Genomic DNA, 22,590 nt, shown 5'->3' on the forward strand with positions numbered 1-22,590 from the left:
CCTAATGATATGAATCCATGGCCAGGACGGCTCCAACAACAGCAAGGCCCGAGGTTGCTGACCATGAGCAGCGTAGTCCGGCTTTCCCGCCGTAGCCATGCCCGGACCGGGTTGAACCCGGAATCCAGCGTTATCCACAGTCACCAGTTTCAGTCCGTGTACCAGCCGATCCTGAGTCCGACCCATCAGAAACTGGTCGGTTACGAAGCGCTGGTTCGGGTGAGCCGGCGACACCAGCCGGTGTCGCCCGTGAGCCTGTTCAAACGGGCGCAGGAACTTGGTCAGACTGCGGAACTGGACAAGCACCTGCTGCACCTCCACCTGGCCAACTATTCTGCCCAAGCCAGTCCGGTCTGGCTGTTCCTGAACATCAACCCCGACACCTGCGTGCATCCCGAAGCGTCACTGGAGCGTCTGGCCGCCCAATGCAAACGCAACGGCATTCATCCCGAGAAAGTGGTGCTGGAGCTGGTGGAAACCGCCTCGGATGACCCCGATGCACTGATGGAATTTATCCACAACGCCAGGACCCTGGGTTTTCAGATTGCCATCGATGATTTTGGTATGGGCGATTCCAACTTCGAACGCCTGTGGCGAATCAACCCGCTGATCGTCAAGCTCGACCGCAGCCTGCTGGTCAACGCGGAGAACAACAACCGCGCCCGTCTCCTGTTGGAGAGTCTGGTGCGGATGATCCGGGAAAGTGGCAGCCTGGTGTTGCTTGAAGGCATCGAGAATGGCGCTCAGGCCCGGATCGCCCTGGCCACCGAAGCCGACCTGCTGCAGGGTTTCCTGTTTGCCCGACCGGCCGCCATTGCCGACACTTCTGTGGAAAAGTCGGAATCCCGACTGCGTTCCGTGGTGACCGACTCCAGCGAGTGGACGCTGCAGGATCACCGGGATCAGGAAAACTACCTGCGCCTGCTGCGTTTCGAGATCATGGATGCCTGCCACGGCCTGGCGCGCGGCAACGATTTCCGCCACTCGTGTCATCGCCTGCTGGAACTGGACGGGGTCAAACGCTGCTTCCTGCTGGACGGCAACGGCGTGCAGCAGGGCAACCTTGCCCACGCCAGCCAGGACCTCAATCGGGGCAAATTCAACCCCCTGTATCATTCCGCCGGCGCGAGCTGGAGCCATCGGGAGTATTTTCGAAACGCCCTGGAACGGCCCCAGAACATCAACAGCTCCCGGCCCTACGTTGCCCTACCGGACGCCAAACGCACCATCACTCTGTCCACAAGCCTTCCGACTCAATCCGGTGTCCAGGTACTTTGCGTCGACGTGCACCCGGACGAGGTCTTTCACGGCCAGATGACCTTCCCCTCCACACTCTGACCGAGGCTCAGAACTCGTCCGCACGTTTCCGCGGAGCCGCCGCCATGCCGGAGCCCCCGGCCGCACCGGTGGCCTGGCGTTCCAGCTCCTTTGCCACCGCGTTGGTGGACTTGGCGAAGCGCGCCAGCAGGTTGTACAGCACCGGGATGATGAACAGCGTCAGGGTGGTGGCAAACACCAGCCCGCCCAGAATCACTATGCCAATGGCAGCGCGGCTCTCGGCGCCTGCGCCGGTGGCAATCACCAGTGGCACCGCACCGAACACGGTGGAGATGGTGGTCATCAACACCGGCCGGAGCCGCAGACTCGCGCCTTCAAGAATCGCGTCCCTCACCTCGTGGCCCCGGTCGCGTAACTGATTGGCAAACTCGACGATCAGGATACCGTTCTTGGCCATTAGCCCCAGCAGCATGATGATCCCGATCTGGCTGTAAATATTCAGGCTGATACCGGCCCACCACAGTGCCAGCAAAGCCCCGGTGACCGCCAGCGGTACCGGTAGCATGATGATCAGGGGATGGATCCAACTTTCAAACTGCGCCGCCAGGACCAGAAAGACGATCACGAACGCGAGCCCGAAAGTCAGGTAAATGGCCGCGGAGGATTCCTCGAATTCCCGGGACAGCCCCTTGTAACTGACTCGGGCCTCCGGCGGCAGGTTATCCACAGCGAGGTTGTTCAGATACGTCAGGGCCGAGCCCAGATCGTATCCGTCCGCCAGCGAGGCGCTGATGACCACTGCCGGAAGCCGATCGATGCGGCGCAGGTCCGGGTTGGCCCCGGTTTCCCTGACCGATACCAGGGCCTGCAGGGGAATCAGGCTTCCGCCGTCCCGGGGGCGCAGGAATATCTGGCCCAGATCCGCCGGCGTTGCCCGGTCAGCGTCCGCCGCCTGCACGATGACGTCGTACTCCCGCCCCCGGTCGAGATAGGTGGTGACCTGACGGGAAGCCAGCATGGTCTGCAGGGTCAGGCCGACATCCTGGACCGTGATATCCAGATCCGCCGCCCGTTCCCGATCAATGGATACCCGCAGTTCCGGGCGGGTCAGCTCGAAGTCGGTTTCCACGTTCAGCAGGTTGGCGTTGTCCTTTGCCCGTTCCACCAGCTCATCGCTCCAGGCCTGCACCGATTCGTAATCCGGGCCGGCGATGACGAACTCCACCGGCTGGTTGAAGCCGCGCTGGCCCAGCCCCGGGGGATTCACTGCCACGGTCCGGATCCCGGAGATCCGGCTCAGCTTGCCCCGCAACTCACTGGTGATCTGCTGCTGTTTGGTGTCCCGTTCCTCCCAGGGCACCAGCCCCATGATCATGAAGGCGTTGTCTTCCTCATTCCGGAACCCGACGATGGACAAGAGGCGGTCGGCCACACCGGATTCCAGATATGGCAGCAGCTGCTCCTCGGCCTGACGGACGTAATGATCCGTGTACTCCACCGTCGACCCCCGGGGTGCGCTGGTGGGCATGATGATGATGCCGCGATCCTCGGTCGGTGCCAGTTCCTGGGGCAGTTTCGGGTAGACAACCGCGGCGGCGATCAGGCCCACGATCCCGAGCCCAAGCAGCAGCCCGGGCTGATTCAGGGAAAACCGCAACAACCGCCGGTACCCGTTCGTCAGGCCGTCCAGAAATTTCTCACTGGCGGCCCAGAGCCGATGCCCCTCGGCCGACTCCGGGCTGTGGCGAAGCCATTTTGAGCACAGCATGGGCGCCAGGGTGAGGGCCACCAGGCTGGAGACCACCACTGCGGCTGCGAGGGTGAACCCGAACTCGGCGAACAGGCGACCGATGTTGCCGCCCATGAACGAGATGGGCACGAACACTGCCACCAGGGTCAACGTGGTCGCGATCACCGCAAACGCGACCTGTTTCGCGCCCCGGTAGGACGCCAGCAGCGGCGGTTCACCGTCGTCGATCCGGCGCTGGATGTTCTCCAGCATGACAATGGCGTCATCCACCACCAGGCCGATAGCGAGAATGACGGCCAACAGGGTCAGCACGTTGATGGAGAAGCCCAGAAAGCCCAGCCCGATAAAGGCGCCGATCACCGCCACCGGGATGGTCACGGCCGGAATCAGAGTCGCGCGCCAGGAACGAAGGAACAGGAAGATCACCAGAATCACCAGGGACACGGCAATTGCCAGGGTAGTCACCACTTCCTTGATCGAGGCCCGGATAAAGATCGATTCGTCATAGCTTTCGGCGATGGTCACTTCCGGTGGCAGGGTTTCCCGGATTTTTTCCAGTTCGGCCTGGACCGCATCGGAGACCGCCACGGTGTTGGCCTTGGACTGGCGGATGATGCCCATTCCAATGGCGGTCTGGCCATTGGCGCGTAATCGGCTGACGTCCGACTCCACACCCATCTCCACATTCGCGACTTCGCCTAGGCGCAGCAGGTCGTTACCGTCGCGACGAATGACCAGCCGTCGGAACTCATCGACGGTGGATAACCGGCCCTCGGCCCGAACGGTGAAATTGCGGGTGGAAGAATCCACCGAACCGGCCGGCAGTTCCACGTTGTTGCTGCGCAGGGCCTGTTCCACCTCGGACACGGTAATGTTCCGGGCCGCCAGGCGCTCCCGGTCCAACCACACCCGGATGGCGTAGCGGCGCTCGCCCCCGATGGAAACATCGGCCACGCCATCAAGCACGGACAGCCGGTCAGCCAGAACCCGATCGGCGAAATCACTCAGTTCGGCGCTGTCCCAGACATCGCTGCGCAGGGTCACCCACATCATCGGGCGGGCGTCGGAGTCGGCCTTGCGAACCACCGGGGACTCGGCTTCGTCCGGCAGCTGGTCGGCGACCCGGGACACAGCGTCCCGGACATCGTTGGCGGCGATATCCACATCCCGGGCTGTGGAAAACTCGATGCTGGTTCGGGATTCGCCCTGCTCGGTCGACGACTCGATCGAACGGATACCCTCGATGCCGCTGATCGCGCCTTCGATTACCTGAGTGATCTGGGTGTCCACCACTTCGGCTGCGGCACCGGTGTAGTCGGTGGAAATGGAGACCACCGGCGGATCTATGTCCGGGTACTCCCGGACCGGCAGACCCAGCAACGCGGCCAGACCAAACACCACGATCAGAAGACTGAGAACCGTCGCGAATACCGGTCGCTTGATGGAGACGTCGGAGAGGATCACGGTCAGGACTCCAGGGACTGGCTGAAGCGGTTGTCCGGAATGGCATTTTCGCCATCCACCACTTCGATGCGGTCACCGCTACTGATCCGGTCCTGGCCGGTAACGATAACCGCATCCTCCAGGGTCAGCCCGTCGGCCACTTCTACCCTGCCCGGCATCCGCGACCCCAGGGTCACGGAGATCCGCCGGGCGATGCCATCCTCGGCAACAAACACGTACTGTTCATCACCCCGGATCATCACCGCCTGTTCCGGGATCACCAGCGCCTGGCGCTCCCTCAAGGTCAGGGTCGCCGACATGAACTGGCCCGGGCGCAACATCCCGTCCGGATTATTGATCAGAGCCCGCACCGGCAGGGTCCTGCTGAGTTCGTTGATGCGGGTACCCAGCTCGGCGAGTTCGCCGGAAAACCGGACATCGGGAAAGGCGGGTGACACCCCGGTTACCGGCTGGCCGAGTCCGAGCTGCCCCAGGAACCGCTCCGGAATGGAAAAGTTCAGTTCCATGCGGTCGGTGGAATCCAGGGTGGTTAACGGGGTTCCGGCAGTGACATAGGCCCCGATGGCAATGTCGCTGAGCCCGACCACACCGTCAAACGGCGCCAAGATCCGGTGGTTTTCCAATCGCACCCGGGCTGCGGCAAGCTGGGCCTCGGCGACGTTCACGGCGGTCCGCAATTCGTCCACCTGAGCCTGGGAAATGCTGTTGTTCGAACGCAGCCGCTGGGCCCGCTCCAACTGTCGGCGGCTGTCCGCCAACTGGGATTCAATTACCTGAATATCGGCCCGGGCCTGACGGTCGTCCAGTCGCAGGAGTAGATCCCCCTCACTCACCCGGGCGCCCGGCTGAAGGTTCAAGGCAACCACCCGGCCGCTGACCTCGGGGGTTAACGCCACCGCGTTCACGGCCCGGAGATTGCCCACGGATTTGACCACATCCCGAACGGTATCCTGCTCCGGCGACCGGGTATTGACGACGCTGGCCGGACGCTCACGGCCGGCCTGTGCCTTGGTGTCACCCTCCAGATTCTGGTAACCCACCGCAGCACCTGCCGCCACTACCACCAACATCAGTGCAACCAGCCATTGCTTCCACATAAGAACTTCCAGCGTCTGTCAATCGTGAGGTGAGTCTACTGCCTCTGGATCACCAGGACGATTTCCCCGACCTCAATCCCCCACTTGCTCATGGTGGTCTGATTGATCAGGGTGTCCGGCGTTACCAGATACATCCAGTCGTCCATGCGCACATCCAGGGTGCCATCACCGTAGGCCACCTGCAGGACATAGTTCATGTGGATGGCGTTGCCCTGCCATTCCATCAGTCCGGGCTCGACCACATCCCCTGCGGTGGCGCGATAGCCCTGTTCGACGGGCGTCAGCGTCCAGACCCGGGTCTGGACCTCGCCGTCGTCAAAACGGAAAACCTCATCCAGGGTGCCGGTGCCATCCTCATCCCAGGAGGCGGTGATATCGGCGTCAAAGGTGCGAATCACCTCGCCGGAATAATCCTTGACGACGCCTCGGGCCAACAGGTTACCGGCGAAGAATTGGTCCGGAATCAGTGCCGGGCCGCGATCACTGTAATCCTCCAGCGAGGGACCTGCGCAACCGGCGAGGAGCCACACCCCGAACAATACCCAGAGAACCCGGACCAGACCAGTGACAGCAACGCTAACAAGGGGGATTTGCATGACTTTTACACTCGCACAACGAAACGTGGATGGAACATCTGTTCCGGAACATACGCCACTTACGTGGACTCCGATCAGCCTGTCTCAACGCCTTGCGGCTGTTTCGTCATTTCAGCCAATTGTCTTTCCTGACAGACGCACCAGTGCTTTTCGTCAATGGCAGGGCACGGGGAATACCGTAATACTGAAAGCAACGGAGGCCGGACGAACCTCCCAACCCTGTCACCAAGAGAACACGAGGAACCGTTATGCCGGTTTACAAGGCGCCGTTGCGCGACATGAAATTTCTGCTCAATGAGGTGTTTGATTATCCCGGACACTACGAGGCCCTTGCCAGCGGAGGCAACGCCACGCCGGACATCGTTGACGCCATTCTCACCGAATGCGGCCGGTTCTGCGAGGAAGTGCTGAGCCCCCTGTACCAGTCCGGGGATGATGAGGGCTGCAAGCTGGAGGACGGAATCGTCACCACGCCGCGCGGTTACAAAGAGGCCTACGTTCAGTACGCTATGGGCGGCTGGCAGGGACTGTCCGCGCCCGAGGAATTCGGGGGGCAGGGACTGCCGGCGTCCATGGGCCTGCTCAAACAGGAGATGATGGGCACCGCGAACTGGTCATTTTCCATGTACCCGGGTCTGTCCCTGGGTGCCATGAACACCATTTTCCTGCACGGCAGCGCGACACAGAAGCACACCTACCTGACGCCGCTGACTGAAGGCCGCTGGGGCGGCACCATGTGCCTCACCGAGCCCCAGTGTGGGACCGATCTTGGCCAGGTGAAAACCAGGGCCGAGCCCCAGGCCGATGGCAGCTACCGGCTGACCGGTACCAAGATTTTCATCTCCTCGGGCGACCATGACCTGACCGAGAACATTGTCCACATCGTGCTGGCCCGCCTGCCGGACGCGCCCAAGGGCACCCGGGGGATCAGCCTGTTCATCGTACCCAAGTTCCTGCCGACGGAGGAAGGCGGTGTTGGCGAGCGTAATGCCGTAACCTGCGGCAGCCTGGAAAAGAAAATGGGCATCAAGGCCTCTGCCACCTGCGTGATGAACTTCGACGGCGCCACCGGATTCCTGATCGGGCCGGAAAACGAAGGCCTGAACTGCATGTTCACCTTCATGAACACCGCCCGCATCGGCACCGCCATCCAGGGCGTGGGGCCCGCGGAACTGTCCTACCAGTGGGCGCTCGCCTACGCTCGGGAACGGCGGTCGATGCGGGCGCTGTCCGGCAAGAAGGAACCGGACCAGATCGCCGATGCCCTGATCTACCACGCCGACGTGCGTCGGATGTTGCTGACCCAGAAAGCCATCGCCGAAGGCGGACGGGCCATGCTCTATTACGCCGCCCGACTGGCGGACCACATGGTGGAGGGCCACACCGCGGGCGACCAGAAGAAAGCCGAAAAGTACGACGACAAACTCGGCTTCCTGACGCCAATCCTGAAAGGCTTCCTGACGGAACTGGGTTGTGAGGCCGCCAACCTCGGTATGCAGGTGTTTGGCGGCCACGGCTACATCCGCGAGCACGGTATGGAACAGATTGTCCGGGACACCCGGATTGCCACCCTGTATGAGGGCACCACTGGCATCCAGGCCCTGGATCTTCTGGGGCGCAAGGTGCTGTTGATGACCCAGGGCGGTGCGGTACGGGATTTTACCCTGAAGATTGCCAACTTCGCCCGCAAGCACCTCACCGACAAACGCCTGCGGCCCTACGCGGTGGAACTGCTGAAGCTGAGCGCCCAATGGAACCTGCTGACGGTCCGGGTCATGCTTGCGGCGCGCAAGGACCGGGACGTGGTGAGTGCGGCGGCAAACGACTTCCTGATGTACAGCGGCTACGTCACCATGGCGTACATCTGGGCCCGGCAAGCGGCCGTGGCCGCAGACCGGGTGCGCAAGGGTGGTGAGGAATCCGAGGCCTTCTACAGGGCCAAGCTGGCCACCGCCGAGTTCTACTACGAGCGGCTGCTGCCGCGGGCGCAGGCCCATGCCACCAGCATGCTGAGCCCCACCGAAAACCTGATGCAACTGGATGCCGAGGACATGGCGTTCATCGGGTAAACGATCAGGCCGAAACGTAAGTCCCGGGTAATCCAGGGATTTTTTCCCTTGAATTGCCCTGGAGCCATCCCAATCTCTTCGATGGCTTTGTTAACCGGACACTTTTCGGCCAATGAGGTAAGCAAAACCCATCGAGCGTAAAAGAAGGAGGTTCGAATATGGAGACTCGTTCTGACGACTTTTATCCCACCCGACTCGAACGCCCCACCCCGGTCTTTGACCGGCTGGAACCGGTTGTCCACAGCACCGGCCAGGTCCGCAGGGAAGGTCCGCTCAGCGAGACCGATCTGGCGCAGTACGAACGCGACGGCTTCCTGGTGTTCAACAACTTCCTGGATCCGGCCACCGTCCGAAACTTTCGCGAGGATCTGCGCGCCTACGAAGACGATGAGGCCATTCTCCGGTCCGAGGGCACGATCACCGAACCCGGCAAGCAGGCAATCCGTTCCATATTCGGCATCCATGAACTGTCGGAACGTTTCGACCGGCTGACCCGGGACCCGAACATTCTTGCCATGGTGCGGCAGTTACTGGGCAGCGATGCGTATGTGCACCAGTCCCGGATCAACTTCAAACCCGGTTTTCACGGCAAGGGTTTCGACTGGCACTCCGACTTTGAAACCTGGCACGCCGAGGACGGCATGCCGCGCATGCGGGCCGTGAGTTTTTCCATCGCGCTGACCGACAATACCCCGTTCAACGGCCCGTTGATGCTGGTGCCGGGTTCGCACCAAACCTTCGTGCCCTGCGTTGGTCGCACCCCGGAGGACAATTACCAGTCGTCCCTCAAAAAACAGGAACTTGGGGTACCCAGTGACCAGGACCTGGCCCGGATTGTCGACCAGCACGGCATCAAGGCCCCGACCGGCCCCGCGGGTTCACTGATCGTTTTCGAGTGCAACACCCTGCACGCGTCCAACGCCAACATGTCGCCCTGGCCCCGCAGCAATCTGTTTTTTGTTTACAACAGTGTGGAAAACCAGCTGGTACAGCCATTCTGCGGCAACAAACCGCGGCCCGGATTTCTCGGCAACCGCGAGGCCACCGGCGCCCTCCAGCCCCACACCCGCGACAATCTGCAACGGACCGGATAAACCCCGTCCCGGGGCAGCCGATCCGGGAATCACAGGCCGTATTTGGTCTGTATGGCCTCGAACATGCCGGATTCCCGGATGGTTTTAAGGCCCGCGTTCAGGCTGTCCACCACCTCGTCTGAGGTGTCCAGATTCAACGCCAGGAACAGTTCCGTATCGTTGAACGAAAACACCGGCACCAAGCCCTCAACGTTCTGCTGGGACGCCAGGTAGGGACCACCAAGGCGATCGGCGAGCCAGAGATCGATCTGGCCCAGCTCCAGGCGTTTGGGGTTCAGGTCATCGCTGTCCAGGGCCGAGACCTCGTAGCCCCGTTTGATCAGATATTCCGATTTGACGTCGTTGCGGTAGCCGCCGAAGACCTTGTTGCGGGCATCGTCGAGGCTGTCCATCTGGAACTTCGATCCTGCCGGTGCAAAGATGGTCCACAGGTTCTGGGTCAGCGGGCCAACCCACCTGAACTGTGGAGCCCGTTCCTCGGTGTAGGTGGTGCAGAAAATGCCGTGATTCGGTTTGTTCAGCGCCCGGTTATAGCCGTAATCCCAGTTACGCAGTTTGATGCGATATTCCAGATCGGTCTGTTTCAGGGCGGCGGTCACCAATTCGGTGCATAAGCCGTCAATGTCTTCGGCGTTGTGCTCGAACGCCCGGCCGGAGGCACTCATGTTGTAAGGGGGGAAATTTTCGGTGTACAGGTACAGGCGTTCAGCCGCCTGTGCGGACGACCCCGCCAGGACCAGGCCAACCAACGCAGAACCCAAGACTTTCTTTACCACGGCTTATCACTCCCAATTGGAAACTACACGGATGTGCCGCGGTCAGGACGCAAGATTCGCGCCCTGACCGATGATTTGTATCGGAAAAAACGTTTTATTTGGTAACCGGCCGGATCTAAAGCGGCAACCGTAGCGGTACCGGGTTACTTGCCGATGCAGAAACTGGAGAAGATCTTCCCCAGCAGCTCGTCCGGGCTCAGATGCCCGGTGATTTCCCCCAGGGCATCCTGGGCCGCCCGCAGGTCTTCCGCGAGCAGCTCGCCGGCACCATAGCCTTCCAGCTGACCCTGGCCCTGGAACAGGGAATCCCGGGCTCGCTCCAGGGCATCCAGATGCCGGCGCCGGGCCAGAAATCCGCCTTCGGTGGTGCTGGCAAAGCCCATGCACTGTTTCAGGTGGTCGCGGAGCACCTCCACGCCCTCGGACGACTTTGCCGCAAGCCGGATCACCGGCGCGGTCTGGCCCTCGCCCTCCTCGATCCCGACCGGTTCATCGGACAGATCCACCTTGTTGCGGATCACTGAGACCGGCGCATTGGCAGGCAGCCGGTCGATGAAGTCCGGCCAGATCTCGTGGGGTTCGGTTTCGGTCGTGGTGGTGGCATCGACCATGAGCAGGATACGGTCGGCCTGGCCGATTTCATCCCAGGCCCGGGCAATGCCGATCTGCTCCACCTCGTCGGGACTGTCCCGCAAACCGGCGGTGTCGATGATGTGGAGGGGCATGCCGTCAATGTGGATATGTTCCCGCAGTACGTCCCGGGTGGTGCCCTCGATGGCGGTGACGATGGCTGCCTCGCGGCCGGCCAGGGCATTGAGAAGGCTGGATTTTCCGGCATTGGGGCGGCCGGCGATAACCACCTTCATGCCATCCCGAAGGATCGTACCCTGCTGCGCCTCGGCCAGGATGGTATCCAGCCGGTCCAGCAGGTCCTGCAGATCGCCGGCGACCTTGCCGTCGGCCAGAAAATCGATCTCCTCCTCGGGGAAGTCAATGGCCGCCTCAACGTAGATGCGCAGATGGGTGACGGCATCCACCAGCTGGTCAATGCGCCGGGAGAAAACACCCTGCATGGACCGGACCGCACAGCGGGCCGCCTGTTCCGAGCTACTCTCGATCAGATCCGCGATGGCCTCGGCCTGGGCCAGATCCAGCTTGTCGTTCAGGAACGCGCGTTCGGAGAATTCCCCCGGTCGCGCAAGACGGGCTCCGCGGCTGCAGACTTCCCGAAGCAGCAGGTCCAGGATCACGGTGCCGCCATGGCCCTGAAGCTCGAATACGTCTTCGCCGGTGAACGAATGGGGGTTCGGGAAGAACAACCCGATTCCCTCATCGATCAGGCCACCGTCCTGGTCGAGGAACGGGCCGTAATGAGCGTAACGGGGTTTCGGTGCAAAGCCGAGCATGTGCCGGGCAATGCTCGCAGCCGCCGGGCCCGAAACCCGCACGATGCCAACACCGGCCTGGCCGGGGGCGGTGGCGATGGCGGCAATGGTGTCTGAAGTCTGGCTCATCTGGATTCCTCGGGGCACAACCAACAGAGGCTCCGTGAAGGAGCCTCTGTCTGGGTCAGTTCAGGCGCACCGGTCAGTGCTTCTTGGCTGCCGTCTCTGCTTCAATCTTGCGGGTAATGTACCACTGCTGACTGATCGACAGAATGTTGTTCACCAGCCAGTACAGAACCAGACCGGCCGGGAACCACAGGAAGAACACAGTGAAGATCAGTGGCATCATCTTCATGATCTTGGCCTGCATCGGATCCGGCGGTGTCGGGTTCAGGTGCATTTGCAGGAACATGCTGGCGCCCATCAGGATCGGCAGGATGAAGTAGGGATCCATCTGGGACAGATCCTGAATCCAGAGCATGAACGGCGCATGACGCAACTGAACGCTCTCAAACAGGACCCAGTACAGCGAGATGAACACTGGCATCTGCACCAGGATCGGCAGGCAGCCGCCCAGCGGATTGATTTTTTCCCGCTTGTACAGGGCCATCATTTCCTGGGACATACGCTGACGGTCGTCGCCGTACAGTTCCTTCAGACGGGTGAGCTGAGGCGCAACCGCGCGCATCTTGGCCATCGACTTGTAACTGGTTGCGGACAGGTGGAAGAACACCGCCTTGACCAGCACCGTCAGCAGGATGATGGACACACCCCAGTTGCCGACGAGGCTATGGAACCATTCCATGATGACGAAAAGCGGCAGGGAGATGAAGAACAGCCAGCCGAAATCGACGGTCCGATCCAGGTTCGGTGCCACATTTTCCAGGCGATCGATAATTTTCGGACCGACGTAGGCACGGGCGCCGACTTCCACGGTTTCCCCCGGGGCGACGGTGGTGGCCGGGTAGACGAACCCCATGACGTACAGAGGACCGCGGCGGGTGGTCTGGAACTGGGCCGGCTGGTCGCGTTCAGGCACCCAGGCCGCCAGGAAGTAATGCTGGAGGAAGGCCAGCCAGCCGTTGGTTACCGACTGGTTGATCGGCGTTTCAGACAGGTCGCCGAAATCAAACTTCTCGTACGGATCCTCGGGGGAGCTCATCACCATGCCGAGGAACGCCTTGATGCCCATGCTGGTCTGCGCGGTCGGGTCCGGAGCCTGGTCACGCACGATCTTGCCGGTGAAGTTGGCTTTCCAGGGCTCGCCGGATTCGTTGTTGATCAGGTAACGGACACCGATTTCATAGCTGTCGCGCTCGAACTGATAGCGCTTGGTGATCTTCACCCCGGAGCCCGTGGTGAACGTCAGATCCACGGTAAGCTGGTCCTGGCCTTCATCCAGCTGGTAGCTGTCGGCAGTTGTGTCGTAGACCGGGGCGGTACCATTGGCTCGGCTGTCCGGACCGTCCTGACCGATCAGGCCGCTTTCCATGACGTAAGTGCGGGACTCGGTGTTGGTCAGGAGGGTCAGCGGTTCCCGGCTGTTCAGGGACTTGTCGTAATGAGTCAGGGAGCTCTGGACGAGATTACCGCTGACCCGATCAATGGTGAGGTCCAGGACATCGGTCTTCACGGTCACGAACTGGTCATCGACGGCGACGCTGGTGTCGGCGGAGGACGTGATCTGCTGTCCGGAATCCGGTGTGGTGAACTCTTCACCCGCCTGTCCGGATTGCGCCTTTTCCGGAAGCACCATGGAGTCGGTTCCGGTATTGGCCTGGGGGGTACTGGTTTCCGCGACCTGCTCGGTGGCCGGCTGCTGGTGATAATCCTCATTCCAGGAAAGCACCATCAGATAACTGACAATAGCCAGGCCGGCAAATAATACGATGCGTTGAATATCCATAGAGTTACTGTCTGGTCTGGGTTGTGGTTTGAGAATGGTCAGCCTGCCGGCCGGGTGCTGTTTGGGTGGTCGCGGATTCTGCCAGGCCGGGAACCGGATCATAACCGCCTTCAGCCCAGGGATGACACCTCAATAAGCGCCGGACCGCGAGGAAAAGTCCTTTTCCCGCGCCATGGTGACTAATGGCTTCGACAGCGTATTGCGAGCAGGTGGGGGTGTGGCGGCAATGACTCGCCATCAGAGGGCTGATTGCATACTGGTACAAGCGAATGGGCAAGAGCAGGAGTTTGCGCATTAACCCGTTCCTCTACCGGCAGGCCTTGATGAGTTCGCCCGGGATGGCTGGGATTGCTGATGTTTACGCTTCAGACGTTGCCAAAGCTCAGTCAGCGATGCCCGGATGGCATGGTTGTCGAGACTCGCCAGCCCCTGGCGCCCGAGTACCACGATGTCCAGATCCGGATAATCGGTCTGATGCCTGAAAGTTTCCCTGACCTGACGTTTTATCCGATTTCTCTGAACCGCAAGCTTCAGGTTTTTCTTGGAAAAAATCAAACCGATCCTGGCGTGACCGAGATTGTTCGGTGTTGCCAGGATCAGAAAATTCCGGTGCGGAACTTTCAGCTGTACGTCATCGAAGACTTTGCCGTAATCGGCCGGGCGCAGAAGCCGGTGCGATTTCGGGAAACTCAAAGCCTTCATGAGGCGAGCTGGTTACGCGGACAGACGTGCGCGGCCTTTGGCACGACGACGGGACAGTACCTTGCGGCCGTTGGCGGTGGCCATACGGGCACGGAAACCGTGAACGCGCTTACGCTTCAGGACGCTTGGTTGAAACGTTCTTTTCATGGTGATGATCTCACAATTCGTAAGTTGGGAATTCGTAATTGGCTGGAAAATGTACAGCCAAAACAGGAGCGGCATTCTATGCAAATGCCGGAGGAAATTCAATGGTTATTGCTAGGAGCTTGTGCGGATTCGTCGCCCGATCCCTGGTGGCGAGCCAGTAATTATATCTATAGGTCTTTTTAGAATTCTTTTTAAAGATTACTTATTACTGTTATTACTGAGGCTGTTTTCTGTGGATAATCCAAGAAAGGCTCTTTAAAGCAGGGAGTTATGGCATTGATAAGGGTTGTGACAAATACCAATGAGCCCTGTGGACGGGAACACTATGAATTGTGAATAAGTCGCCTGGGGAATTCGGAAGCCAGTTATCCACCGATTCGACCGGGGTTTCGCACAGGGTTAAGCGCAGGGTGTACACACAGGGGTGTGGGTAAGTTCAAAAGAAAAAAAATCTGTACACAAGCCTGTAGGTAAGTCTGTAACCTGCGGAAAAATAAATAATTTAATTTCCACAGGCTGTTCATGAAACCGGTTTTACCCTTTCACTGGTGGGACCGTCGGGTTAGAATCCGGAGTCACCTCTTTGGATTGGATGTCTCCTCATTCTGATCTGAGACATTTCTGGGTTATCGGGAGCAGGCTGTCGTGCCGAACAGTATGTGGCATCAATGTCTTGAAGTACTCCGGGATGAGTTTCCCGCACAACAGTTCAACACCTGGCTCAGGCCCCTTCAGTCCGATCACCGCGAAGGGCAGTTGATGCTGTTCGCACCTAACCGGTTCGTGATGGACTGGGTGAACGAGAAGTATTTGAGACGTATAGAAGAGGTGCTTAAAGACCTGAATGGAGGTCAAGCGCCCCGTGTAAACATGAAGGTCGGGTCTGCGCCCCGAGAAAGCGAACCCGTAACCCGTTCGGAAGTGCCGGTAAGGGTTAATGGCGCGGTCCAGGAAGAAGCCGGCAGTCGGGTTACGGAGGAGGAGCAAGGGGTTGCGGTCAGTGTTGGCAACAACTCCGCGGTGCGTCCAAAATCCGCGAACGAGCGTCGGCCGGTGCAGGTCGAAGGCGATATCAAACATCAGAGCTTTCTGAACGAAGGGTTCACCTTTGAAACCTTTGTGGAAGGTAAATCCAACCAGTTGGCCCGGGCGGCGTCCATGCAGGTCGCGGAAAACCCGGGTGGTGCCTACAACCCGCTGTTTTTGTATGGCGGTGTGGGTCTGGGCAAGACTCACCTGATGCACGCGATCGGCAACGAGATCGTGCGCCGGAACCCCAGGGCCAAGGTGGCTTACCTGCGGTCGGAACGGTTCGTGGCGGACATGGTAAAGGCGCTCCAGCTGAATGCGATCAACGAGTTCAAACGGTACTATCGGTCGGTAGATGCGTTGTTGATCGACGATATCCAGTTCTTCGCCCGAAAGGAGCGTTCACAGGAAGAATTTTTCCACACCTTCAACGCGCTGCTTGAGGGCGGGCAGCAGGTGATCGTCACCTGTGACCGGTTCCCGAAAGAAATTGTGGATATGGAGGAGCGGCTCAAGTCGCGGTTTGGCTGGGGCCTGACGGTGATGGTGGAACCACCCGAGCTGGAGACGCGGGTAGCAATCCTGATGAAAAAGGCCGAGCAGGTGAACGTCAAACTCAGCAGTGAGGCGGCGTTTTTTATTGCCCAGAAAATCCGCTCGAACGTCCGTGAGCTTGAAGGCGCGTTGCGTCTGGTGATAGCGAATGCTCACTTCACCGGCTCTGAGATTACCCCGCCGTTTATCCGGGAAAGTCTGAAAGATCTGCTGGCGCTGCACGAGAAACAGGTAAGCATCGATAATATCCAGCGCACGGTTGCGGAGTACTACAAGATCAAGGTGGCGGATCTGTTGTCCAAGCGCCGGACCCGGACGGTGACCCGCCCCCGCCAGGTGGCGATGGCGCTGTCCAAGGAACTGACCAATCACAGTCTGCCGGAGATAGGCGACGCGTTTGGTGGCCGGGACCACACCACCGTGCTGCACGCGTGCAAGAAGATCGTGGAACTGCAGGAGACTGATCCGGGTATCCGCGAGGATTATCAGAACTTTATGAGATTGCTAACCACCTGATACCGGGCGGTAGCGCATAACATTCACCCTTCCAACCTAAAAGAATGCTGAGTGCCATGAAACTGACGATCAGCCGTGAATCCCTGCTTACCCCACTGCAAAGCATTGCCGGCGTGGTGGAAAAGAAACAGACCATGCCCGTGCTGTCCAACGTGTTGCTGGTGGCGGAAGACAATACCCTGACCCTGACCGGGACCAATATGGAGGTTGAACTGGTGGGCCGGGTGACACCGGTGCACGTCGATCAGCCGGGGAAGATTACCGTGCCCGCGCGAAAGCTGTCGGATATCTGTCGGGCGCTGGGTGAAGAAGCCCCCATCGAAATGGCGCTCGAAGGTGACCGATTGCACCTGCGCTGCGGCAAGAGTCATTTTACTCTGTCGACGTTGCCGGCGGAGCATTTTCCGAACGTGGAAGACGAAGCGGAGAGTTTCCGGCTGGAATTGCCGCAAAAGGAACTGGGTCGGATGCTGGACGCAACCGCGTTTGCCATGGCCCAGCAGGACGTCCGTTACTATCTGAACGGGTTGTTGCTGGAAGTCGACCAGGGCCATGTCCGTACCGTGGCGACCGACGGCCACCGCCTGGCCATGGCCCATTTGGAGCTTCCGACCGGCTGCCCCGATCCACGTCAGGTAATTGTGCCGCGCAAAGGCGTGCTGGAACTGGCCCGGTTGCTGGATGACGTGGAAACCCCGGTGACCCTGGTGATCGGCGACAACCACCTGCGTGCAACAGTCGGTGCCTACACATTTACCTCCAAGCTGATCGAGGGCAAGTTCCCGGACTATAACCGCGTTATTCCTCGGGGCGGCGACAAGATCGTTATGGCGGACCGGGCCACCCTGAAAAACACGTTGCAGCGGGCGGGAATTCTTTCTCACGAGAACATTCGGGGCGTGCGATTGAACCTGGCGTCGAACGAGCTTCAGGTGTTTGCCAACAATCCGGATCAGGAACAGGCCGAAGACGCGCTGCCTGTGGACTATCAGGGCGAATCCCTCCAGATCGGGTTTAATGTAGGCTATCTGGTGGATGTCATGAACGCACTGGATGATGATCAGGTGAAGATCACCCTGTCGAACCCGAACAGCAGTGCCTTGATTGAATCCCAGACCGATAATCGCTGCTTGTATGTGGTTATGCCAATGAGGCTATAGGAGGAAAAACATGGGCACCGTTACGAACGGAATCAAAGGCGCATTCAGAATCGGACAGACCCTGTCCGTGTTGGGGCGCACAGGTGTCAACTGGGTTCGGGGTGACCGGCCCCCGACCCCCCGGTTGCTGCGGCAAACCTTTGAATCGCTTGGCGCAACCTACATCAAACTGGGCCAGTTCATCGCCAGTTCCCCCACGTTTTTCCCGAAAGAGTACGTGGAAGAGTTCCAGTTTTGCCTGGATAAAACCCCGAACCTGCCTTTCGGTGTGATCAAAAAAATTATTCGCGACGAATTGGGCCGGCCGCTGGATCAGGTGTACTCGGACATTGATCCGGTTGCTCTGGCGTCTGCCTCGATCGCCCAGGTGCATGCGGCACGTCTGGTTACCGGCGAGGACGTGGTGATCAAGGTGCAGAAGCCGGGGGTGGAAAACATCCTGCTGACCGACCTGAATTTCCTGTATCTGTCGGCCCGGATTCTGGAAACCCTGGCTCCCAAATTGTCCTGGACTTCCCTCTCCGGCATCGTGGAGGAAATCCAGCGCACCATGATGGAGGAATGCGACTTCATCAAGGAAGCGAATAACCTGAAGGTGTTCCGGAATTTCCTGCACGATTCCCACAACGACGATGCAACCGTACCGCTGGTGTACGAGCATTGCAGTACCCGGCGGATCCTGACGATGGAGCGTTTCCACGGTGTCCCGCTGACGGATCTGGAGAGCATTCGCGGGTATGCCCGTGACCCGGAGCGGACGTTGATCACGGCCATGAACACCTGGTTTGCCAGTCTCACCCAGTGTGAGTTCTTCCATGCCGATGTGCACGCCGGCAATTTGATGGTGCTCAAGGACGGTCGGGTCGGTTTTATCGATTTCGGGATTGTCGGTCGGATCAAACCGGATACCTGGCAGGCCGTGAGTGATTTCATCTCGGCCGTGATGGTGGGCAATTTCGAAGGCATGGCGGATGCCATGATTCGCATCGGGGTCACCCACCAGACTGTTCAAGTTGATCAACTGGCGGGTGATCTTCGTCGGTTGTATCAGCAGATGGACAAGATGGTGCCGGACGAGATCCCCTACGAGGCGGACCAGGCAGAAGACGACGTCAATCACATTCTTATGGACATGGTGAAGATTGGCGAAGGCCATGGCCTGCATTTTCCGCGGGAATTTGCCTTGCTGCTGAAACAGTTCTTGTACTTTGACCGTTACGTGCACATCCTTGCGCCGGAAATGGACGTGTTCATGGACGAGCGCCTGAATATGCTTCACTGAGTGATGCCTCGCCTTCCGGGGCGTGCTTTTGTACACTAGGGCGGCGTTGCACCAAGGGTAACGCTGCCTTTTTTGTGGGCGTTTGAAAATATCCCCCACCCTCCCTCTCGAGTTCCCGTTTCTATGGCGCTAGTGAAACTCCAGACCCAGCACTTCCGTAATCTGTCGTCTGCGCCGGTAAGCTTCTCTCCTTCCTTTAACCTGCTGTACGGTGAAAATGGCAGTGGCAAGACCAGTGTGCTCGAGGCCATCGCGTATCTGGGGCTGGGACGGTCGTTTCGGGTCAGTCGGCACCAGGCAGTGGTAAGCCATGGCGAGCAGCGGTTCACGGTGTTTGGGGGGCTCGACCGAGGCCTGGATGGCGAACCCGGGCGTGACCGCAGTGGCATCGCCCATCGGGTCGGCATCGCCCGGGATGTAGGGCAGAAAGAGACGACCTTGCGCGTGGATGGGGAAAGTGTGAGAAGTCTTTCGTCGCTGGCCATGCACCTGCCTGTGTCGGTGATAGATCCCGGCGTCTTCGACATCGTGGCGGGTGGTCCGGGCAAGCGTCGGCAATTTCTGGACTGGGCAGTGTTCCACGTGGAACCTTCGTTCGCCGGGATTTGGCAACAGTGCCAGAGGGTCACATCACAGCGGAATCAAACGCTCAGAAATGGTAGACTAGACGAAGCACTGCTGCGGGTCTGGGATACTCAGTATACTGGCCTGAGCGAGCGGATCAGCGAAGCTCGGCAAACGACCTTTGACCGGTTCAAAACAGCCTTTGAAACGTTGGTCCGGGAAGTGGACGTGGGTTGGACACAGGGGCTGAAACTGGAGTTTTATCCCGGCTGGGATACCAGCCAGTCCTTGGTGGATATCCTGGCGAACCACCGGGAGCAGGAGCGGCGAATGGGGCACACCTTGTATGGCCCCAATCGCGCAGACATCCGCTTAAAATTTCAAGGCCGGCCCGTATCGGAAACGTTTTCCAGAGGCCAGCAGAAGACCCTTGTTATCTTGATGAAGATTGCCCAGGGCATGGTGCTGAGTGGACTGGGCAAGCAGGTGACCTTTTTGCTCGACGATATCAATGCCGAGCTGGATGTGGGGCATCGGGCCATGCTGGCCAGAAAATTACAGGCATTGCGTTGCCAGGTCTTTATAACCTCCATCGAACACCCGGAACCCGGAGTGTTGTGGCCGGCGGGCGATGCACCAGAGTACAGAATGTTCCACGTGGAACATGGCAAATTGACGGAAGAATAAAACCGGCCAGGGCCGGACCTGCGTTCGCTAAGTTTGGCGCCCAGGTCTCCTACACCGGTACACCCCTTCAGGAGTCTCTAATGAGCGAATCGAACTACAATTCCTCCAGTATCAAGGTCTTGAAAGGACTGGATGCGGTACGGAAACGGCCTGGCATGTACATCGGGGATACCGACGACGGCACAGGTTTGCATCACATGGTTTTTGAATTGGTGGACAACTCCATCGATGAGGCTCTGGCAGGCTACTGCTCCGAAATCGGTGTGATCATTCACCCGGATGAATCCGTTACCGTGAAGGATAACGGCCGGGGGATTCCGGTGGATATCCATGAAGAGGAAGGGGTCTCCGCCGCCGAAGTTATCATGACCGTGCTGCACGCCGGCGGTAAGTTCGATGACAACTCCTACAAGGTCTCAGGTGGTCTCCACGGTGTTGGTGTGTCGGTGGTAAACGCCCTCTCCTCCTCTCTTACCCTGACCATTCGCCGCGACAACAAGGTTTACGAACAAACCTACACCCACGGCGTGCCCAATGCGCCGTTGGCCGCGGTCGGTGAAACCGATGCCTCCGGCACCAAGGTTCATTTCATTCCGTCCTCGGAAACCTTCACTCACATTGAGTTCCATTACGACATCCTGGCCAAGCGCCTGCGCGAACTGGCGTTCCTGAACAGTGGTGTGCGCATCCGGCTGACCGACGAACGCAGCGGCAAGGAAGAGGTGTTCGAGTTCGAAGGGGGCCTGCGGGCCTTCGTCGAGCATTTGAACAGCAACAAGACGCCGATCAACCGGGTCTTTCACTTCACCCGTGAGCGTGAAGATGGCATCGTCGTTGAGGTTTCCATGCAGTGGAACGATGCTTTCCAGGAGAACATCTTCTGCTTCACCAACAACATTCCCCAGAGGGATGGTGGTACCCACCTTGCCGGCTTCCGGGCGGCCCTGACCCGCTCCCTGAACAATTACATTGAGCACGAAGGCCTGGGTAAGAAAGCCAAGGTCAGCACCTCCGGTGACGACGCCCGGGAAGGTTTGACCGCGATCATCAGTGTGAAGGTGCCGGATCCGAAGTTCTCCTCCCAGACCAAGGACAAGCTGGTTTCCTCGGAAGTGAAAACTGCGGTGGAACAGGAGTTGTACCAGAGCTTTGCCGACTACCTTCAGGAGCAGCCCAACGAGGCCAAGCTGATCGTCAACAAGATGATCGAGGCGGCCCGGGCCCGCGAGGCGGCCCGCAAGGCACGGGACATGACCCGTCGGAAAGGCGCCCTGGATATCGCCGGCCTGCCCGGCAAACTGGCGGACTGCCAGGAGAAAGATCCGGCCCTGTCCGAACTGTTCATTGTGGAGGGTGACTCGGCCGGCGGCAGTGCCAAGCAGGGCCGTGATCGCAAGACCCAGGCCATCCTGCCGCTGAAGGGTAAGATCCTGAACGTCGAGAAGGCGCGATTCGACAAGATGCTGTCGTCTGCGGAGGTGGGGACCCTGATCACCGCCCTCGGTTGCGGGATCGGCCGGGAGGAATTCAACCCGGACAAGCTTCGTTATCATTCCATCATCATCATGACGGACGCGGACGTTGACGGTTCCCACATCCGGACCCTGCTGCTGACGTTCCTGTTCCGCCAGATGCGGGAAATCATCGAGCGTGGCCACGTCTTCATCGCCATGCCGCCGCTGTACAAGGTCAAGCGCGGCAAGCAGGAGCAGTACCTGAAGGATGAGAAGGCCAAGGAAGCTTACCTGACCCAGACCGCTCTGGAAGGGGCCCAGCTGTTCGTCAATCCGGACGCGCCGGCTATCAAGGAGTCGGCCCTGGAGACCATGGTCAAGGATTACCAGGCGGTGATGGCGATGATTGATCGTCTGTCGCGGGCCTATCCGGCCAAGGTTCTGGAGCAGATGCTCGATAACGTCACCCTCAAGTCCGAGCACTTGAAGGACGAGGCCGCGGTAGCCCGCTGGGTAGCGCGCCTGGGCGAGGGTCTGACCCTGGATACCCGTACCGGCACCAAGTACACCTTCTCGGTTACCAAGGACCCGGAGCGGGATCTGTTCCTGCCCAAGGTCACCATCTATGTCCACGGAATGCCCCATGAGCACGTGTTCAATCACGAGTTCTTCGATTCTTCCTCCTACGCCGCCATCGCCCGCATGGGCGAAACCCTCGAGGGCCTGATCGAAGACGGTGCCTACATCCAGCGCGGCGAGCGCAAGCAGGCAGTGCTGTCCTTTGAAGGCGCGCTGGCGTGGCTGATGAAGGAAGCGCAGCGTGGCCTGAACATCCAGCGCTACAAGGGATTGGGCGAGATGAACCCTGAACAGCTATGGGAGACCACCATGGATCCGGAAACCCGCCGGATGATGAAGGTGACCATCGAGGACGCCTTTGCCGCGGACCAGATCTTCACCACGCTGATGGGTGACGACGTCGAGCCACGTCGGGTCTTTATCCAGACCAACGCGCTGGAAGTGACCAACCTGGACGTGTAACTCCCCGGCTGAACCAGCCATAAAAAAAGCGGCGCAGG

Annotated in this window: 17 protein-coding genes; 8 read left to right on the top strand and 9 right to left on the bottom strand. The window is 59.6% G+C overall.

Features of this window, described 5'->3' with window-relative positions; genetic code table 11:
- Positions 1-63: 63 nt before the first annotated feature.
- Positions 64-1,338 (top strand): sensor domain-containing phosphodiesterase, encoded by a 1,275-nt coding sequence (locus QQF73_RS11815; protein WP_285368332.1) that lies wholly within the window; start codon positions 64-66, stop codon positions 1,336-1,338.
- A gap of 7 nt (positions 1,339-1,345) precedes the next feature.
- On the opposite strand, the gene QQF73_RS11820 is transcribed toward QQF73_RS11815, so the two are convergent.
- The 3 genes from QQF73_RS11820 to QQF73_RS11830 are packed head-to-tail and all read right to left on the bottom strand — an operon-like array spanning position 1,346 to position 6,185.
- On the bottom strand, positions 1,346-4,492 hold the full coding sequence (locus QQF73_RS11820) for an efflux RND transporter permease subunit (protein ID WP_219867458.1): 3,147 nt from the start codon (positions 4,490-4,492) through the stop codon (positions 1,346-1,348).
- A 2-nt stretch (positions 4,493-4,494) separates the two neighbouring features.
- A complete protein-coding gene (locus QQF73_RS11825; protein ID WP_219867459.1) occupies positions 4,495-5,589 on the bottom strand; it encodes an efflux RND transporter periplasmic adaptor subunit in 1,095 nt (364 codons plus the stop codon).
- 35 nt (positions 5,590-5,624) lie between these two features.
- On the bottom strand, positions 5,625-6,185 hold the full coding sequence (locus tag QQF73_RS11830) for a DUF3833 domain-containing protein (RefSeq protein WP_219867460.1): 561 nt from the start codon (positions 6,183-6,185) through the stop codon (positions 5,625-5,627).
- Positions 6,186-6,433: 248 nt separating this feature from the next.
- On the opposite strand from QQF73_RS11830, the gene QQF73_RS11835 reads away from it, so the two are divergent.
- On the top strand, positions 6,434-8,254 hold the full coding sequence (locus tag QQF73_RS11835) for an acyl-CoA dehydrogenase C-terminal domain-containing protein (RefSeq protein ID WP_285368333.1): 1,821 nt from the start codon (positions 6,434-6,436) through the stop codon (positions 8,252-8,254).
- Positions 8,255-8,412: 158 nt separating this feature from the next.
- Positions 8,413-9,348 carry an ectoine hydroxylase gene (thpD, locus tag QQF73_RS11840; RefSeq protein WP_219867462.1) on the top strand — a complete coding sequence of 312 codons (936 nt, stop codon included), beginning with the start codon at positions 8,413-8,415 and terminating at the stop codon, positions 9,346-9,348.
- Between the two features lie 29 nt (positions 9,349-9,377).
- Here thpD and QQF73_RS11845 read toward each other — a convergent pair whose 3' ends face one another.
- The 6 genes from QQF73_RS11845 to rpmH all read right to left on the bottom strand — a co-directional run bounded on the left by QQF73_RS11845 (position 9,378) and on the right by rpmH (position 14,264).
- A complete protein-coding gene (locus tag QQF73_RS11845) occupies positions 9,378-10,124 on the bottom strand; it encodes a substrate-binding periplasmic protein (protein ID WP_285368334.1) in 747 nt (248 codons plus the stop codon).
- 143 nt (positions 10,125-10,267) lie between these two features.
- Positions 10,268-11,638: a tRNA uridine-5-carboxymethylaminomethyl(34) synthesis GTPase MnmE gene (gene mnmE, locus QQF73_RS11850; protein ID WP_219867463.1), complete on the bottom strand. Its 1,371-nt coding sequence runs from the start codon at positions 11,636-11,638 to the stop codon at positions 10,268-10,270.
- A gap of 73 nt (positions 11,639-11,711) precedes the next feature.
- A complete protein-coding gene (gene yidC / locus QQF73_RS11855; protein ID WP_219867464.1) occupies positions 11,712-13,415 on the bottom strand; it encodes a membrane protein insertase YidC in 1,704 nt (567 codons plus the stop codon).
- Between the two features lie 4 nt (positions 13,416-13,419).
- Positions 13,420-13,710 carry a membrane protein insertion efficiency factor YidD gene (gene yidD / locus QQF73_RS11860; protein WP_285368335.1) on the bottom strand — a complete coding sequence of 97 codons (291 nt, stop codon included), beginning with the start codon at positions 13,708-13,710 and terminating at the stop codon, positions 13,420-13,422.
- Positions 13,710-14,117, bottom strand: a complete 408-nt coding sequence (rnpA, locus tag QQF73_RS11865; protein ID WP_219867466.1) for a ribonuclease P protein component — start codon at positions 14,115-14,117, stop codon at positions 13,710-13,712. The genes yidD and rnpA overlap by 1 nt, the downstream gene beginning before the upstream one ends.
- A gap of 12 nt (positions 14,118-14,129) precedes the next feature.
- Positions 14,130-14,264: a 50S ribosomal protein L34 gene (rpmH, locus tag QQF73_RS11870; protein ID WP_008940054.1), complete on the bottom strand. Its 135-nt coding sequence runs from the start codon at positions 14,262-14,264 to the stop codon at positions 14,130-14,132.
- 657 nt (positions 14,265-14,921) lie between these two features.
- Between rpmH and dnaA the strand changes: the two genes are divergently transcribed.
- From dnaA to gyrB, 5 genes are all read left to right on the top strand, one after another.
- A complete protein-coding gene (dnaA, locus tag QQF73_RS11875) occupies positions 14,922-16,364 on the top strand; it encodes a chromosomal replication initiator protein DnaA (RefSeq protein WP_228743508.1) in 1,443 nt (480 codons plus the stop codon).
- 56 nt (positions 16,365-16,420) lie between these two features.
- Positions 16,421-17,524: a DNA polymerase III subunit beta gene (gene dnaN / locus QQF73_RS11880; RefSeq protein ID WP_285368336.1), complete on the top strand. Its 1,104-nt coding sequence runs from the start codon at positions 16,421-16,423 to the stop codon at positions 17,522-17,524.
- Positions 17,525-17,534: 10 nt separating this feature from the next.
- The gene (locus QQF73_RS11885) at positions 17,535-18,806 is read left to right on the top strand and encodes an ABC1 kinase family protein (protein WP_285368337.1); all 1,272 of its coding nucleotides are present in this window, start codon (positions 17,535-17,537) and stop codon (positions 18,804-18,806) included.
- Positions 18,807-18,929: 123 nt separating this feature from the next.
- Complete coding sequence (recF, locus tag QQF73_RS11890; protein ID WP_219867470.1) at positions 18,930-20,057, top strand: DNA replication/repair protein RecF; 1,128 nt, start codon at positions 18,930-18,932, stop codon at positions 20,055-20,057.
- 80 nt (positions 20,058-20,137) lie between these two features.
- Complete coding sequence (gene gyrB, locus QQF73_RS11895) at positions 20,138-22,552, top strand: DNA topoisomerase (ATP-hydrolyzing) subunit B (RefSeq protein WP_219867471.1); 2,415 nt, start codon at positions 20,138-20,140, stop codon at positions 22,550-22,552.
- Positions 22,553-22,590 lie beyond the last annotated feature (38 nt).

It is taken from the genome of Marinobacter albus, from assembly GCF_030238305.1.
GTDB lineage: Bacteria > Pseudomonadota > Gammaproteobacteria > Pseudomonadales > Oleiphilaceae > Marinobacter > Marinobacter albus.

What these genes read in the sequence shown, in the direction of transcription:
- gyrB (WP_219867471.1), top strand. Translation starts at nt 20,138, where the DNA reads ATGAGCGAATCGAACTACAATTCCTCCAGTATCAAGGTCTTGAAAGGA.
- QQF73_RS11825 (WP_219867459.1), bottom strand. Translation starts at nt 5,589, where the DNA reads ATGTGGAAGCAATGGCTGGTTGCACTGATGTTGGTGGTAGTGGCGGCA.
- QQF73_RS11815 (WP_285368332.1), top strand. Translation starts at nt 64, where the DNA reads ATGAGCAGCGTAGTCCGGCTTTCCCGCCGTAGCCATGCCCGGACCGGG.
- yidC (WP_219867464.1), bottom strand. Translation starts at nt 13,415, where the DNA reads ATGGATATTCAACGCATCGTATTATTTGCCGGCCTGGCTATTGTCAGT.
- QQF73_RS11835 (WP_285368333.1), top strand. Translation starts at nt 6,434, where the DNA reads ATGCCGGTTTACAAGGCGCCGTTGCGCGACATGAAATTTCTGCTCAAT.
- QQF73_RS11885 (WP_285368337.1), top strand. Translation starts at nt 17,535, where the DNA reads ATGGGCACCGTTACGAACGGAATCAAAGGCGCATTCAGAATCGGACAG.
- dnaN (WP_285368336.1), top strand. Translation starts at nt 16,421, where the DNA reads ATGAAACTGACGATCAGCCGTGAATCCCTGCTTACCCCACTGCAAAGC.
- QQF73_RS11830 (WP_219867460.1), bottom strand. Translation starts at nt 6,185, where the DNA reads ATGCAAATCCCCCTTGTTAGCGTTGCTGTCACTGGTCTGGTCCGGGTT.
- yidD (WP_285368335.1), bottom strand. Translation starts at nt 13,710, where the DNA reads ATGCGCAAACTCCTGCTCTTGCCCATTCGCTTGTACCAGTATGCAATC.
- rnpA (WP_219867466.1), bottom strand. Translation starts at nt 14,117, where the DNA reads ATGAAGGCTTTGAGTTTCCCGAAATCGCACCGGCTTCTGCGCCCGGCC.
- recF (WP_219867470.1), top strand. Translation starts at nt 18,930, where the DNA reads ATGGCGCTAGTGAAACTCCAGACCCAGCACTTCCGTAATCTGTCGTCT.
- mnmE (WP_219867463.1), bottom strand. Translation starts at nt 11,638, where the DNA reads ATGAGCCAGACTTCAGACACCATTGCCGCCATCGCCACCGCCCCCGGC.
- thpD (WP_219867462.1), top strand. Translation starts at nt 8,413, where the DNA reads ATGGAGACTCGTTCTGACGACTTTTATCCCACCCGACTCGAACGCCCC.
- rpmH (WP_008940054.1), bottom strand. Translation starts at nt 14,264, where the DNA reads ATGAAAAGAACGTTTCAACCAAGCGTCCTGAAGCGTAAGCGCGTTCAC.
- dnaA (WP_228743508.1), top strand. Translation starts at nt 14,922, where the DNA reads ATGTGGCATCAATGTCTTGAAGTACTCCGGGATGAGTTTCCCGCACAA.